Origin of the sequence: Bifidobacterium hapali (assembly GCF_002259755.1) — a bacterium.
Taxonomy (GTDB): domain Bacteria; phylum Actinomycetota; class Actinomycetes; order Actinomycetales; family Bifidobacteriaceae; genus Bifidobacterium; species Bifidobacterium hapali.
The window spans coordinates 20,474-36,191 of the sequence record NZ_MWWY01000036.1 but is presented as its reverse complement, the minus strand read 5'-3'; the positions used below and the strand labels follow the sequence as shown (position 1 = coordinate 36,191).

The 15,718-nt window shown below is 59.1% G+C and carries 9 protein-coding genes and 2 pseudogenes; 10 read left to right on the top strand and 1 reads right to left on the bottom strand.

All coding sequences use genetic code 11. The annotated features are described in order from the left end of the window. Positions 1-9: 9 nt before the first annotated feature. The 9 genes and pseudogenes from BHAP_RS09140 to BHAP_RS09100 form a co-directional block, all read left to right on the top strand. Positions 10-732: pseudogene (locus BHAP_RS09140) on the top strand (ABC transporter permease); the annotation flags it as partial. 18 nt (positions 733-750) lie between these two features. Further along, on the top strand, positions 751-1,707 hold the full coding sequence (locus BHAP_RS09135; RefSeq protein ID WP_094730394.1) for a carbohydrate ABC transporter permease: 957 nt from the start codon (positions 751-753) through the stop codon (positions 1,705-1,707). Between the two features lie 905 nt (positions 1,708-2,612). Next, entirely contained in the window at positions 2,613-5,603 is a 2,991-nt protein-coding gene (locus BHAP_RS09125) for a beta-galactosidase (RefSeq protein WP_094730392.1), read from the top strand. 174 nt (positions 5,604-5,777) lie between these two features. Further along, positions 5,778-6,863: a glycoside hydrolase family 43 protein gene (locus BHAP_RS09120; protein ID WP_094730391.1), complete on the top strand. Its 1,086-nt coding sequence runs from the start codon at positions 5,778-5,780 to the stop codon at positions 6,861-6,863. A 369-nt stretch (positions 6,864-7,232) separates the two neighbouring features. After that, entirely contained in the window at positions 7,233-8,252 is a 1,020-nt protein-coding gene (locus BHAP_RS09115) for a LacI family DNA-binding transcriptional regulator (protein ID WP_094730390.1), read from the top strand. Positions 8,253-8,526: 274 nt separating this feature from the next. Beyond that, a complete protein-coding gene (locus BHAP_RS12000; RefSeq protein WP_275542110.1) occupies positions 8,527-8,652 on the top strand; it encodes a hypothetical protein in 126 nt (41 codons plus the stop codon). Between the two features lie 207 nt (positions 8,653-8,859). Next, positions 8,860-11,295, top strand: a complete 2,436-nt coding sequence (locus BHAP_RS09110) for an alpha-L-arabinofuranosidase C-terminal domain-containing protein (RefSeq protein ID WP_094730389.1) — start codon at positions 8,860-8,862, stop codon at positions 11,293-11,295. A gap of 74 nt (positions 11,296-11,369) precedes the next feature. After that, on the top strand, positions 11,370-12,422 hold the full coding sequence (locus BHAP_RS09105) for a glycoside hydrolase family 43 protein (protein WP_094730388.1): 1,053 nt from the start codon (positions 11,370-11,372) through the stop codon (positions 12,420-12,422). Positions 12,423-12,547: 125 nt separating this feature from the next. Then, positions 12,548-13,075: pseudogene (locus tag BHAP_RS09100) on the top strand (glycoside hydrolase family 127 protein); the annotation flags it as partial. Between the two features lie 38 nt (positions 13,076-13,113). Here BHAP_RS09100 and BHAP_RS09095 read toward each other — a convergent pair. Then, positions 13,114-13,479 carry a VOC family protein gene (locus tag BHAP_RS09095; RefSeq protein WP_094730387.1) on the bottom strand — a complete coding sequence of 122 codons (366 nt, stop codon included), beginning with the start codon at positions 13,477-13,479 and terminating at the stop codon, positions 13,114-13,116. Between the two features lie 519 nt (positions 13,480-13,998). On the opposite strand from BHAP_RS09095, the gene BHAP_RS09090 reads away from it, so the two are divergent. Continuing rightward, the gene (locus BHAP_RS09090) at positions 13,999-15,591 is read left to right on the top strand and encodes a type 2 periplasmic-binding domain-containing protein (RefSeq protein ID WP_094730386.1); all 1,593 of its coding nucleotides are present in this window, start codon (positions 13,999-14,001) and stop codon (positions 15,589-15,591) included. Positions 15,592-15,718: the final 127 nt, after the last annotated feature.

Genomic DNA, 15,718 nt, shown 5'->3' with positions numbered 1-15,718 from the left:
GTAGTACGGCTGGTTTACTTCCAGCAGTTCTTTGAAACCCCACAGTTCTGGGACATCATGCGCAACACTGTTGTGATCGCTCTCGGAACGCTGGTCCTCGGCTTCCTCGCCCCAATTGTTCTCGCCCTGCTTATTAACCAGATCGGTTCCAAGGGCGTCAAGGGTTTCGTGCAGACCATTACTTACATGCCGCACTTCATTTCGACGGTTGTTATGGTCTCGCTCATCAACATTTTCCTCGATCCGAACACCGGCATGATCGGTAAGCTGTTCCCCGGTCAGATTCTGATGGAATCTACCAATGCGTTCGCCCCGATTTACTGGCTGACTGAAGTCTGGCAACACTGCGGATGGAACGCCATCATCTACCTTGCGGCACTCTCTGCTGTGGACACGTCACTGTACGAAGCTGCCAAGATGGATGGCGCCGGCCGACTCCAGCTCATCCGTTACGTTGATATTCCAACGATTCTACCGACTTGTATCGTCCTGTTGATTATGAACATGGGTTCTGTCTTGGCCGTCGGCTTTGAGAAGGTCTGGCTGATGCAGAACGCTATGAACCTGCCGGTTTCCGAGGTTATCTCGACGTTCACCTACCGCATCGGTATTATCGGCTTCCAGTTCAGCTACGGTACTGCTATCGGTCTGTTCAACACCATTATCAACTTCATCTTCGTGGTCACCGCGAACTACATTTCCAAGCGCGTCACCGAGACGAGCATCTTCTAAGGTGGGGAGGGTTCTATTATGAGCGCAACAACAGCAATGCCCGCCGAGAAGCTCGACGGCAGTCAAATTCCGTGGAACAAGCACAAAATGCAGTCCAAGGGCGTTGGCGATTGGATTGTCGACGTCATCATGTGGATTATTATTGCGTTGGTCGTCATTGCGGTGATTTACCCGTTGTGGTTCATCGTGATCGCATCGTTCTCGAATCCGCAGATGGTCAGTAGTGGTGAGGTTACTCTCTTGCCTAAGGGCATCACTACCGCTGGTTATCAACGAGTTTTCGCTGATGATCGTATCTGGCAAGGCTATCTGAACACGATTATTTACTCGGTTGTTGGTACTGCCGTCAACCTGATCGTGACAATTCCGGCCGCGTTCGCCCTATCTCGCAAGGACCTGTGGGGACGCCGTGTGATCATGTTCCTGTTCACGTTCACGATGTACTTCGCGGGCGGCATGATCCCGAACTACCTGCTGTTCAAGGACCTCGGCCTACTCAACTCGATGTGGGTGTTCATCCTGCCGACTGCAGTGTCTGTGTGGAACCTTATTATCGCGCGTTCGTTCTTCGACACGTCTATTCCTGAGGACCTGCACGATGCAGCTCAGATTGATGGTATCGGCTACTTCGGTTACTTCATGAAGATCGTCTTGCCGCTGTCTTCAGCGATTATCGCCGTGCTTGCACTGTACTACTTCGTCGGCCACTGGAACGATTACTTCACCGGCTTGATCTACGTGAACAAGGAAGAGAAGTATCCGTTGCAGAACGTGTTGCAGTCGATTCTGCTCGGTGCGCAAACCGCTGCTACTGGTTCGACCGGTTCTGGTGTGAGTGCGGTTGCTCAGCAGCAGATCGCCGATCAGATCAAGTATGGTGTGATCATCGTCTCCACCCTCCCGCTGCTCATCCTCTACCCCTTCCTCCAGAAGTACTTCAACAAGGGCGTCATGATCGGCGCGGTCAAGGGCTGACGCGTTAAGCGCGAAGCCCGGTGGGCTTCGCGTAGCGTCAGCCTGAGCGAGGTGATAACCGAGCGAAGGTCGGATTGAGCCCTCGCGTCAGCGAGGTCCGTTGTTGCAGGACTGAGCCTACGGACAGTCCGGTGGGCCAGCCCTTCCGGAGGCCGTAACTGAGCGCTATCCGCCCACTCTCCTTGAGTTACGGTCTCCTGCGGGCCTTTCGGAGGCCGTAAGTCAATGAGAGCTTGCTGTTCCTGCTGAGTTACGGCCTCCCACAGGACTTCCAAAGGCCGTAACTGAGCGCTATCCACTCGTTCTCCTTGACTTACGGCCTTCTGCGGCCCCTTTGGAGGCCCTAACTGAGCGCTATCTATCCGTTCCTATTGACTTACGGTCTTCTACCGGCCTTCCCGAGGCCGTAACTGAGCGCTATCCATCTGCTCTCCTTGAGTTACGGCCTTCTGCGGCCCCTTTAAAGGCCGTAACTCAGCACTATCGGTCCGTTCTCATTGAGTTACGGTCTCCTACAGGCCTTTTGGAGGCCGTAAGTCAATGAGAGCTTGCCTTTCCTGCTGAGTTACGGTCTCCCACAGGCCTTTCGGAGGCCGTAACTGAGCACCATCCGTCCGTTCCTATTGACTTACGGCCTTCTAAGGGCCCTTTGGAGGCCGTAAGTCAATGAGAGCATGCTGTTCCTGCTGAGTTACGGCCGTCTGGAGGGCGGCACGGGGAGTGGCGTTGATGCCCTTCGCTCCTAGATATCATCAAGTGCTGAGGGGCTTTGTTCAATTCCGGCCCGCGCGGGTTTTCTCTCCTTTCGCCCCGCGCGGGCCTTTTTTCATACCCGTTTGTTCAGGTTTGCATTTGAGCTACAAACAATGATCCAATACAGTCATCCGACAAGAAAGTGACCAATCATGATCGAAACCACACATGAACCCACATCAACGGTCACACACGCCGTCACCTGTGACCACAACCGTATCGTTATCGATGGCAAACCGCGTGTACTCCTATGCGCTTCGCTATTCCCGTTCCGCGTGCCGCGCGGCCAGTGGAAGCAACGACTTGAAGCGGTTAAGCGTCTCGGATACCACGCGATCGACGTCTATATTCCGTGGAATTTCCACGAAACATCGCCCGGTGTATGGAATTTCTCCGGTCGCCACGATATCGAGGAATTTCTGCGGATGACGCACGCTGCCGGCCTGTACGCGATGGTGCGACCCGGCCCGTACATTTGCTCCGAGTGGGATGGCGGTGCAATCCCTGCGTGGGTGGCCACCGATCCTGAACATGGCGGTGGCGACGCGTTGCGGCAAGACGATCCGCGTTTCTTGAACGCTGTGCGCGAGTGGTACAACCACATCCTGCCGATCATCGCGCGTCAACAATACGGTCACGGCGGTCCGATCATCGCCGTGCAAGCTGACAACGAGCTCGATTTTTACTCTTGCCGCGACCCGCGCGGTTACATCGGTGCACTTGCTGACATGATGCGCGCCGCCGACATTGACGTGCCAATCGTTGCGTGTGCAGGTCAAGGTGACATCGAGCGCGCGTTCGGTGGTGCGGCCGGTGTTACTCCAGCTGTCAACTTGTATGCGGACGATAATGGCGTCGACATGGATGCGCATATTCGTTACTATCGCGCGGCTGCTGACCGCTACGATGTGCCGCTGATCGTGACGGAAACGAATCGTTGGCATCGCACGCTGCGCCGCATGGTTGGCAATGGTGCGCGGTTTATCGGCCCGTTCTTGCAAGTGTCTGGTTGGGATTTCGATTTTACGACGTCGGTGAATAACTGGGGTCGTCTTGAATCGTTTATGACGCATGATTATGATTTCGGTGGTGTGATCGACCCTGCGGGTCAGGAACGGCCGGACGCGGACGATGCGCGCCGTCTCAGCGCCATCATCGGCGCGCTCGGCGTGCGTTTGGCTGATGCTGAACCGGCTGAGGAACAGTCAGTGATGTTCCGCACGGTTGCGGATGGTACATGTTGCTGTACCAGTACGTCTGGTGAAGCGGTTAAGTCGTGCGAACAGGCTGATAATTGCGCGGCCTATGTATCGTCTGCGACGAGCACTGCGCTTGGTGTTGGCATACTTGACTTGGCTGGTGGTGGTCAGCTGCTCACGTTGACGAATGTGTCGAAGTGTGCGTTGGCAGTACGCACAGTATCTGATACGTGCAAGCCTTCGCTGCCAGACGTGACGTTACCGGCTGGTGCTGGCGCGATGATCGTGCGTGATCTGCCCGTTGATGATCGGTTGATATTGCGTGCGACCAGTGCGGAATTGACGGGGTTGCGTAATGCAAAGTCGTTGAGTGATGACAGTGTTGCGACGATCGGTGATCGAATGATCACTGCCACGATCGAGTTGTCCGCGCCGACTATGCGCGAAGGTAACGTGTGGGCTGCGTTCAAAGTCGGTGACGATACGGCGATCGCAGTGAGCAATCAAACTGGTGATGTGGATACACATATTGACAATGGCGTATTACTGGTTACAGGCACCGAAGGCGCGGTTACATTCACTGCTTGTGACGGCGAACGTTCGTATCGTGTCGTGATTGCTCAACCGGTTAAGCAATACGCACCAACGAGTGCTCCAACTACCACCCTCACCAGTGTTGATGAATCGACGGCAAGCAACGAGCATCCGGCATGGTCGCCAATCGCAAACACTGACGGCCGTGCGCTCGCGATGGAAGACGTTGGTATCTATGCCGGATCTATGCGTTATACCGCCGAACTGAACGATAGCAATATCACTGGTATCGTCCTGCGCGACGCTGCCGATACGATCAGTGTACAGTGCGGCAGTGTTGTCACTCCGTGGCAAGTCAACGGTGGTGGCGCACTCTATGTACCATTTGTTGACGATCATGATCGATCACAAACGATCAATGATCAAATGATCACTGCCGACGATGCTGTGTCAACCAAATCGGCTGCATCATCAGCGCACACACTGAGCGTTACTGCACGTATCTGGGGTCACTCGAACTTCGACGATGCGCGACTACCATCGCTACGACTCACTGCGAAACGCGGTATCACCGGTGCGCTCGCTGTCAAGCAGTTCTTCGATCTCGGCTCAGGCTGGCTCACTGTCTACGATCCCGACGATCCAGCAGAAGAACAACATCTTCAGCGTGCCGGCTTAGTACTCGGAGCCAACCCTGAACCGCGCGGCGGACTTGGCGGACGCACCACCGACGTATGGCCGCACAAACTCGCGTACACGCAGGCGCTACATGTTGGCGACACTGCAGCGGCACTGCATGTGCGTCACGGTCAAGCTCGCCTTGACGTGCGACTCAACGGTCATGCAATCGGCTCTATTACGCCGTTGTTGCCAACGCTATGGCTTGGTGATATACACGACGGAGACGAACTGACGGTCGCTGTTTGGCGTACATGGGGCGAGGACGCAGGCCGCATGACGCTACTCACTGGTCGCGAAGTAACCGGCTGGTCGATGTCCGCACAAGGACTTGAGGAGCTGCATGCGTCTGCTGATCGCGCGTTTGATCATTCCACCACTTCGACTGATCGTAAAATCGCACAACTACCGCTCGACGTGCAACCCGGTGATGGCGTATGGCTGCGTGTACCGGCTGCGGCGCTCGCTGATGCGCTCTGCTCGATGAATACGGTGGTACGCTTCGACGGCGATGGCTTACAGTTAACTGCATTCACCGATTCGCTGTGCTTGGGGCGCGTTGTACTCGGCGGACTGCCGGGCACAGTGTTCGGCGGTGGTCGCGGTGACCTATTCCTTGTTCCGCAAGGCGAGGGCGATCTGCGGCTGTACGTCGAATCCACGGGGGACGTTCCGGGGCGGCTGACGGGCATCACGATCGGCGGTCCCGTCGATCTTCCGCGCGGGCGGTGACCCGCGATGCCGGGCCGCACGCCGCGTCGGCCCGGCATCGCGGGGGATGATGCGGCGGACATTGACGGCAGATGGAATTCCACCATCCCCTGTAGCATTGTTATCGTTAACGGAACAGATTTGGCCACATCGACGCGCATCGATCGCGCGTGGCCGATGGCAAGGAGGCATTGCATGAAAACACCCATCGATCTGACCGATCCATACGGCTACCTGTTGGTCCACTTCATCGAAGATCCGAACGGATATGCGGAACGCATCTATCTGGACCTGTCTGAGGGGGACAATCCCGAACGCTGGCACCCGCTCAACGCGGGCAATCCGATCCTGACGTCCCCGCTCGGCACGACCGGCGTGCGCGACCCATATCTCGTGCGCAATCCCGAAACCGGCCGCGTATACGTCATCGCCACCGATCTGCGCGTCTTCGACCCCGGCAAGGACCAATCCAAGCAGAACTGGAAGTTCTGGAGCCATCACGGCAGCACGAATCTGATCATCTGGCATTCCGATGATCTGGTCCACTGGAGCGAACCGCATACGCTTGACGTTTCGCGCCGCGCGAACGGCACCCGCGCCCAGCTCGGCATGGCATGGGCTCCCGAGGCGCTGTGGGTGCCGGATTACTATCCGGCCGGCTCCGAAGCCGAGCACGGCGGTAGCCGTGGCGCGTTCGTGCTGTACTGGTCCAGTAAGCTGTTTGCCGACGACGATCTCGACCACGCGAATCCGGACGTGTACGACCGCGTGTTGTGGGGTGCCACCAGCGACTTCACCGACGGCACGTTCTCGTTCGGTGGCGTGTTCATCGATCGCGGCCATGCGACGATCGACACGACCATGATCCAGCGCGTGCTGCCGGACGGCTCCATCCGTACGTACCGTGCGACCAAGGATAACGGTCCAAAGGCCAACATTTGGCTTGATTCAACCGATGCGAAGCGTTGGTGGGAGTCGGACGCGCAGTGGCATGTGATTCAGGAGAACATTGGCGTTGATTGGGAACCGAATCATCACCCCGGTGGTGTGGAAGGCCCAGCCTTGTTTGCCTCTCACTCTGATGATCGCGTGTATCTGTACGTGGATGTCATTCCGTCCATCGGATATCGGCCGATGGTCTCGCACGACCCAGATAAGGGCTTCGATTACCTGCGTTCCGACGACTTCTACATGGCTCCGCACACCAAGCATGGCGGCGTGATCTCGCTCACCCGAGCCGAATACGACCGCGTCGCCGCGGCGGACGGTACCATCGGCTGATGCCGTAACGGATCGCCGCTGCTCGAGGACAAGGGTGCGTACTACCGCCTCTACGAGTCGCAGTACGCGATGATCCGCGTGGCGCAGGATTAGCGCGGCTCTGGTTCCGGTTCGGTTGCGGTGGGTGCCCTGAGCGGGGCATCCCTGTGACCCTCTATCGGTTTTGCCTCGGTGGGCTATGGCTCTCCGGGGCATTTCTTATAGAGGCTTGGGGTTTTGCGTCGGGTAAGATGGGAGACTGTTCGATCAGGAACCGTCCGGCATCGATCCATGCCGGGGCGGGCGACTGATCCCGGAGCGACTGATCCCGGAGCGATCGATACCGGGACGAGGCCGATATCGGGACAAACAAATACGGGGTGGTGACGCATGGCTGTGACGATGAAGGACGTGGCGAGGCGGGCTGGTGTCTCCGTGGCGACGGTGTCGTATGCGCTGCGCGGCGGCCAGTATGTCTCCGAGGAGGTGGCCGCAAACATCCGGGCGGCCGTCGAGGAGCTCGGATACGCGACCAACCAGTCGGCGCGCTATCTGCGCAGCGGTCGCACCGGCGTGATCGCGGTCGGCGTGCATGAACTCGATATTCCGTATTTCTATTCGCGGTTCGCACAGCACATGGTCGATAGGATCGAAAATGCCGGATACAAGGCGCTCGTCGCCCGATCGGGGTGGAATGCGTCCAGCGTGCGCGAATCGTTGGAGCGGCTGTCCGATCAGCCGAGCGACGGCATCATCGTCCATGCCGGGGGGGTGCCGTCGTCGGAGCTCAAGCGTCTCGGCAAGGGCAGGCAGGTCGTGCTCATCGACGATTTCTCGGCAAGGCCCGGGCTGGACACGATCATCGTGCCCGGTGAGCAGGGCATCCGCATGGCGACCGAGCATCTGCTGGATCGGGGGTGCCGTGACATCGCGATGGTCGGGGTGCCTTATATGCCGAAAAGTCGGCTCGGGCAGCGGGTCAGCGAGGTCATGCGGCTGCGCGGCTATGTGACGGCGCTGGAACGGTCCGGGATCGAGTACCGGCGCGATTATCTGTATGACGGCGAGTGGAACATGGACGTCGGCCGTGAGATCGCGCATCGGATCGTCGCCGACGGCATGCCGTATGACGGCATCGTGTGCGCGACCGATTCGCTGGCGGTCGGATTGGTGCGAGGTTTCGCCGACCGCGGCGTGCGCGTGCCCGACGCGGTGCGCATCGTCGGATTCGACGGCATCTCGCTGGATGACTATGTGGTGCCGTCGATCACCACAGTCGCGGTCGATATGGACGATCTTGCCGACAAGGCCGTCGGCATGCTGATCTCCCGGATCGAGGGGGATTACGACGGTGCGCCGCGGCACGAGGAGGGACGGCTCAAGCTGTGCGTGAGGGAGTCGAGTCGCTGAGCAGTATCGTATCGTTTTGATATCGCCGAAATGGTTATTTATCGGTATAGTGGTGATTTATGCCGATTTTTTCTTTATATTCTTCGAGAAAAAATTATTATTTCTGAGTAATCGTTGGAATTACGCCATTATCTCGTGTCGTATCGATTTGACAAAAAGGCCGGACGGTCGTATCGTAATGGGTGTCAGAACGATATGAAATCGGCGAGGACGATCTCGCCGGCATCGCTCTGCCACGAGGAAAGGTGGATGACATGTACTCACGTACAAGGCAGTGGGGTCGCATCGCGGTGGCTTCGACGCCGCCGCGTGGAACGACTTCAAGGCCGGCCTCAAGAAACTGAACATCGACCAGAACGTCGAACTGTGGCAGAAGTGGTACGACACCTACACCAAGTAGCGACGACGTGACGGCCGCTGGAGCGAACGTCGGCGGCCTGACCACAACTGTGCGGGCCGAACGGTTGCGTCATGTGGGATTCGCGGGACTCTTCATCATTGTCATTTCCTCCCCCCGCCCATCCTCCGGATCGCAGCCGAGCGGCCCGTCTTTCATCCGAAAGCCATACCAACGACAACCAATGCAAAGGAACTAGGAATCATCATCATGAACGATATCGATCGAATCACAGTACGGCCGACAAGCGATTGGCGTGACATCAGCCCCGACCTGTGGGGCGTGTTCTTCGAGGACATCAGTTACTCTGCAGACGGTGGGTTGGCCGCGGAGATGGTGCGTAACGGGTCGTTTACGTTCGACCGGCGCGATGGGCTTCGCTGGAGCGGATTCACGGCATGGAAGAAGACGATCCCCGCGGGATCGCGCGGCGCGTTTTCGTTGACCGAACGCGGCGCGCTCGCCGACGAGAATCCGATGCATGCGGTCGTCGAAGTGGAGAAGGCCCCGATCGTCCTGACCAACGAAGGATTCGACGGCATGCGCGTGCGCGGTGGCCTCGGTTACCGCTGCTCCTTGTGGGGCGTGACGCGCGACGCGCAGGCGGTGCGCCGTGGTGCCGACGGCGGGACGACGGCGATGCGGGTGCGCGCGTCCCTGATCGACGATGACGGCGGCATCCTCGCACAGGACACCATGACCTTCGCCGGCGCGGCCGACGGCACCGCCGGGCAGTGGACGCAGCGAAGCGTCATGCTGCACCCCGACCGGGACGCGGCGAACGGCCGGCTTTCCTTCGAATTTCTCGATGCCGGTACGCTGGAGATTGATTTCGTTTCGTTGGAGCCGGATGAGGCGTGGCATGGTAACCCGTTGTTGCATCATTTGCGTGCTGATCTTGTGGACGTGCTCGCCGATTTGCACCCGCGTTTCATGCGCTTTCCTGGTGGATGTATCGCCCACGGATACAGCTTGGCGAACATGTATCACTGGAAGCATACGATCGGGCCGGTGGAGCATCGCCGTCAGCAGTTTAACTGTTGGGGGTATCATCAGTCGTATCGTCTGGGATATTTCGAATACTTGTGTCTGTGCGAGGCTATCGGTGCGAAGCCGTTGCCGATCGTATCCGCTGGTGTCTGCTGTCAGAACACTGATTCTGGTCCTGTGCCCATCCCGCAATCTGAAATGGGTGAATACGTGCAGGACGTGCTCGACCTGATCGAGTTCTGCAACGGCGATGCGACGACTGGTTGGGGTGCGAAGCGTGCCGAATTGGGTCATCCTGAGCCGTTCAAGCTGGAGATGATCGGCATCGGCAATGAGGATCGAATCGACGAGGTCTTCGAAAATCGATTCATGCAGATCTATGACGCGGTTCGGGAACGTTATCCGCAGATTAAGGTGGTCGGCACTGTCGGTCCGGCGCTGTTTGGCGAGGATTACGACAATGGCTGGGAGGTGGCGCGCCGTCTTGGTGTCGACATCGTCGACGAGCATTCGTATCAGGCGCCCGCATGGTGGTTCCAGCATCTTGACCACTATGATGACATGCCGCGATCTGGTCCGAAGGTGTATCTGGGTGAATATGGGTCGTGGGGGTCGACGTTGCTTAACGCGCTTAGTGAGGCTGCGCTCATGACTGCCATGGAGCGCAATGGCGACGTGGTCTCTATGGCATCTTATGCGCCGTTGTTTTGTAAGAACGGTCATGCTAGTTGGAACCCGAACCTTATCTACTTCGACAACGACCGGGCGTACCACACCTACAGCTATTGGGTGCAACGCATGTTTGCCCACAGCGGCGCGAACCGGGCGCTGCCGGTCTCGACGACCGGCGATGTGTCGTTCGAGCGCCCGTTGACGGGTCCGTCGGTGCTGCGTTGTCTCAGCAAGGACGGCCATCGTCTCTCCGATATAGTGGTCGGGGATCGCGACGGTGAGCTCGGACGGTGCGCGGAACTGGTGCTCGCCGACAACGATCGCTGGACGGATAGCGGCATCAGCTGGCAGGCCGACGAATACGACATCCGATGCAACGTGACGGTGCCCGACGCCCGATCTTACTGCCGGGTCGCATTCGGCGACGTTGACGGGAAGGACCACTGGTCCATCGGTCTGAGGACGGAGCCGTCGAAGATCACATGCGCGATCTCGGTGATCCGAGACGGCTACGGCACCAGCTATGTCGAGCCGGAACCCATCGACGCGTCGGTCGTCGGCGGCCAGACGATCGCACTCGCCATCCATGTCGGGGACGGCGGCAGGACGGTGCGGGTGACCGTCGACGGAGGACATGAGATCGTCAGCGTCGAACCCGTGCGCGAGATCCGTCGTACGGTCGGCATCGTGCATGATGACGCGAAGGCAATGACGTTGGTCCGCGTGGTCAACGCCACGGATCGTCCGATGGAGGCCGATTGCTCGGCCTGCTCGGCTTACTCGGCGATCTTCGGCGGACGGGCACTGCAGTCCGTGCGGGCGTTCCGGACGGTGCTCACGGGCGAGCCGGACGCCGGGGTCGGAGGGGAGGAGCCCCCGACGGTCCCGGTCCGGGAGCGGGTGGATCTGTCCGACGCGCGGTTCGAATGCCCGGCATGGTCGTTCACCGTGGTGGAGATCCCGGACTCCGGCTCCGACGAGTGACGATCGCGGCGACCTTCGCCGGTGCGCCGGTGCGCCGGTTGAGGCGTCTTGACGCAGAAAGGAAATCAGCAATCATGACCATCAGCACCGTTGAAGCCGCGGATTCGACCGAGTGCGGCGCGGGGACGATCGCTTCGCCCGGAGTGGGCGATCCCGTGACCGCGGGACTGGCGCCGGGTGCGCTTGCGGGGTACTGCTACGTGTATTTCGCGGCACCGGACGGCCGGCCTGAGAACGACCAGAAGGTCTACTTCGCGTTCAGCCGCGACGGCCTGCACTGGAACGGGCCGATCTCCGACATGACCATATGCTCCACGATCTCCGAACGGGCCGTGCGCGACCCGTTCCTCATGAGACGATCCGACCGCGACGGATTCGTGCTGATCGGCACGGATCTCGACTTCAACGCCCCGTGGTATGCGAAACCGGACGGCGGTATTGATTTCGCGGCCACGGTCCGCCGCGGCAGCACCGGCATATGCGTGTGGGAATCGCCGGATCTGGTGCATTGGTCGAACGAGCGGGTCGTGGACGTCGCCTCCTGCGTCGGCGCAGGCAACGCATGGGCGCCGCGGGCCATATGGGACGGCTCGCGCGGCGAATACCTCGTGTACTGGTCCAGCTGCACCAAGGCCGACGACTACGGCAGACAGCGCATCTGGGCCGCATGGACGCGGGACTTCACCGCGTTCGGCGAGCCGTTCGTGCTCATCGAACGCGACCATTCGGTCATCGACGCGGCGTTGAGCGTCTGCGGCGGGCGGATCGTCATGTACATCAAGAACGAGGACGAGAAATACGTGTATGTCGAGACGGCCGACGACCTGCTCGGACCGTATTCGCGACTGTCCAACCCCACGTTGGAGCGGTTCCCCGGCGGATTCGAGGGGCCGACGTCGTGCGTGCTGCCGGATGGCCGCATCTTGCTGATGACCGACGAATACCTGCCAAGGTGGGTGGGATACCGTCCGTTCGTCTCCGACGATCCTCTGGCGGAGGACTCGTTCCGGGCACTTGGTCCGCAGGAGTTCTCCCTGCCGGCGGGCGCCAACCATGGCAGCATCGTCGCGTTGGATGCGCGGCAGTGGGCGATGGTGAACGATGGACGATGGAATCGCAAGGGCTGACCGAGCTGCGCGTATCCGCCGACGCGGCGTTCTCGTACAACTACGACCTGCCGAACGATGCGGCGTACTCCGAGTCGTGCGTGGCGATCGCGCTCGCGGTGAAGCTGTCTGTCGAGGCGGATGGTCGTGTGTCGCGTGAGGTGCGTGATGGCTACCTGTATTTGACGGGTGAGTGGAACGATGGTGATGTGGTGTCGTTTGATTTTGCGATGCCGGTGCGTATGTTGGCTGCGAATCCGTTGGTGCGTGAGGATGTTGGTCGGGTTGCGTTCACGCGTGGTCCGGTGACGTTCTGTGCGGAGGAGAAGGATAATGGCGCGAATCTGCATTTGCTGCATGCGGATGTGGATGAGGTGTTGGCTGATCCGTCTTCGGTGAAGGTGGAGGAGTTTGCGTTCGAGGCTGGCACCTCGGGTATTGATGATCAGGGTCAGGGTGAGGTTGATCCTGTCTCCCGCCGGATGGTGCGTTTGGAGGTTCCTGCGTGGCGTGAGCCGGTTCCTGCTGGTGTTTCGGCGGAGTCTCCCGCGTTTGCGCCGCTGTATGCGGATTATGCGCCGGTTCGTCGTGAGCCGGTGACGGCGACGTTGATTCCGTATTTTGCGTGGGCGAATCGTGGTGAGAACGAGATGACCGTGTTCCTGCGCGCGTAGTGGTATCTCCGCGCGAAGCGCGGAGATACCGACCTCGCTTAGTCCAGCATCGCCTCGATGTTGTTGCCGTCGGGGTCGTGGATGAACGCGGCGTAATACGTGGGGGAGTAGTTCGGGCGCGGGCCCGGTGCGCCGTTGTCGACGCCACCCGTCGCCAATCCGGCCTGATAGAACGCCTTGATGGCATCCTCGTTCTTGGCGCGGAACGCGATATGCGTCGGCACGACGGGATTGCCGTCCTTCGGCGACTCCAGCCAGATGCTGTCGCCGTCCTCCGTGTTCGCGAAGCACACGGCACCGGGGAACTCATGCTTCTTCACATAGCCGAGCGGTGCGAGCAGCTCCTCGTAGAATCCGGCGCGCTCGTTCGCATCCTTGACAAACAACCCAACATGATCGATCATGGCCAGTCTCCTTCGGTGATTCAGTCACTTCGCATTATAGTCGTGGCGAGACGCAGTCGGGTTCGGTGCCCGCTATATCATATCGTTATGATATAGCGATGTCCATGCACGGCGAATGAGACGCCATGCATGACGAATGACATACGCCGATCCGGGTGCATGGACCCTATGAAAGAATGCGGTGCCGTCTCTGACCACGGTGTCGGCCGACATGGACGATCTGTCTGAACGTGCGGTCTCGATACTGATCGACCGTGTCGAGAACCGCTATGAGGGCGTGCCCGGCGAGTTGCAGCAAAGCTTGAGCTTATCGTGCGTGAATCCTCCAGGTGAGGTGTGCAGCACTGCTCCCGTCTGACTGCTTGTCGGACGGATTTTTGATGGGGCAGTTCTTCCGGACAATTTCTCATAACGATTTGACGAGGAGGCGATGATGTAATATTGTTTGATATCAGAACGATATGAGAGTTGAGAAAGGTCTCATACCGTATCGTTCGGCCACAAAGGAAAGGTGGGGTAATGAGCAAGGATGCAAGACTATGGGGTCGTACGGCGGCGGCGCTGGGTACGGCGGCGGCCATGATAATGGTCGGCGGCTGCGGTGGTGGTGACAAAGCCGCCACCGACGAGAACGGCAAGCCGATCGTGACGATCATGTCGTCCAAGAACAGCACGACCAAGATCAATCCGGATGAGACCAAATGGTTCAAGGAACTCGAAGCGGCGTGCGACTGCACCATCAAGTGGGATGTCGTCTCTGTCGATGCATGGCAGCAGCAAAAGAACGTCGTGCTGACTTCGGGCGAAGTCGCGGACATCTCCATCGGTCTGTTCGAGCAGTCTGATCTGGCGGCGTACCCGTACTTTGAGGATCTGTCCGACGACCTTGACAAGCTGCCTGCGGTCAAGAAGTTCTTTGAGTCGCGTGATTACGCCCGCAAGTCCGCTACCTCGGTGACGGACGGAAAGATCTACCAGATCCCCAACGACGTGGTCTCTTCGGGCGAAAGCAACAGCACCGGCCAGAATCTCATGATCAACAAGGCATGGCTGGACAAGCTAGGTCTGGAAATCCCCCAGACGTGGGATGAGCTGACCAAGGTTCTTGAGGCGTTCAAGACACAGGATCCGAACGGCAACGGCAAGGCCGACGAGATCCCGTTCAATATCCGTGCAATGGAGACTCAGGGCTTCGGCTGGTACTCGCCGTTCCAGCTCATCGATTCGACTGGTATCTCCACCGCCATGACCTCCCAGGCCGGCATGGAGGGCGTATACGTGAAGGATGGCAAGGTCGGTAACTTCCTGCAGACGGACAACTTCCGCAAGACGGTCGAATACCTCCGAGATCTGACCGCCAAGGGACTGATTCCCAAGGACGGTTGGAGCAAGGACAGCTCCAAGTGGGAATCCGAGCTGAAATCCGACGGCAAGACCGCGATCACCGGCATGGCGATCAATTGGAACACCGCTTCGTTCGGTGACCTTCAGGATCAGTATGAGATGATCCCGATCCCGTCCGCGACCGACGACCCGGCTGACGCCACCGCCGAACAGGCGCAGGACGCGTCCTATAACGGTTTGGAGATCAGAGCCGACGCCCCGAACAAGGAGGCCGTCTTCAAGGTCATCGAAAAGATGATGGACACGGACATCTCCGTCGGGCAATACTTCGGCGATCTCGGTACCTATGTGGAGAAGATCGGGGATCTCCACTACAAGATCAAGGAGGATGCGTTCGACGGCAACAGCCTCCTCTACGGCATGGGCAACCGCGGCTACGCGTATTTCCCCAAGGGGATCAAGATCGAGAACAACCCCGGCGAGCAGTTCGACAGGGAGACCAGAGTGTACAGGGAGCAGGCTCCTGGACTTGACAGCGACGACTTCTGGCCTGGCTACGTGACCCCGAGTGACGAGGACACCAAGACGCTCGCCGACAACCGCACCCAGCTGCTCAATTACGTGGTGACTCAGACCGCGCAGTGGGTCAGCGAAGGAGGCCTTGACGATACCAGCTGGAAGGAATTCCAGGACAAGATCAAGACGCTGGGTGTCGAGGACAACATCAAGCTGTGGCAGAAATGGTATGACGAATACGCCAAGCTGTGACGGTGGCGGGGCCTTCGCTTCAAGATGAGGCCGGTGCCTGTTGCGCCCGGCCCGCCGCCCTGGACACAGGGTGTCCCTTGGCCGGCGGTCTGACCGATCTCCATCATGCGATCGGCGAGCCGTCGGC

Bases quoted from the DNA above. Each gene is read 5' to 3' on its own strand.
- BHAP_RS09095 (WP_094730387.1), bottom strand. From the start codon at position 13,479: ATGATCGATCATGTTGGGTTGTTTGTCAAGGATGCGAACGAGCGCGCC.
- BHAP_RS09105 (WP_094730388.1), top strand. From the start codon at position 11,370: ATGACCATCAGCACCGTTGAAGCCGCGGATTCGACCGAGTGCGGCGCG.
- BHAP_RS09115 (WP_094730390.1), top strand. From the start codon at position 7,233: ATGGCTGTGACGATGAAGGACGTGGCGAGGCGGGCTGGTGTCTCCGTG.
- BHAP_RS09125 (WP_094730392.1), top strand. From the start codon at position 2,613: ATGATCGAAACCACACATGAACCCACATCAACGGTCACACACGCCGTC.
- BHAP_RS09135 (WP_094730394.1), top strand. From the start codon at position 751: ATGAGCGCAACAACAGCAATGCCCGCCGAGAAGCTCGACGGCAGTCAA.
- BHAP_RS09090 (WP_094730386.1), top strand. From the start codon at position 13,999: ATGAGCAAGGATGCAAGACTATGGGGTCGTACGGCGGCGGCGCTGGGT.
- BHAP_RS09120 (WP_094730391.1), top strand. From the start codon at position 5,778: ATGAAAACACCCATCGATCTGACCGATCCATACGGCTACCTGTTGGTC.
- BHAP_RS09110 (WP_094730389.1), top strand. From the start codon at position 8,860: ATGAACGATATCGATCGAATCACAGTACGGCCGACAAGCGATTGGCGT.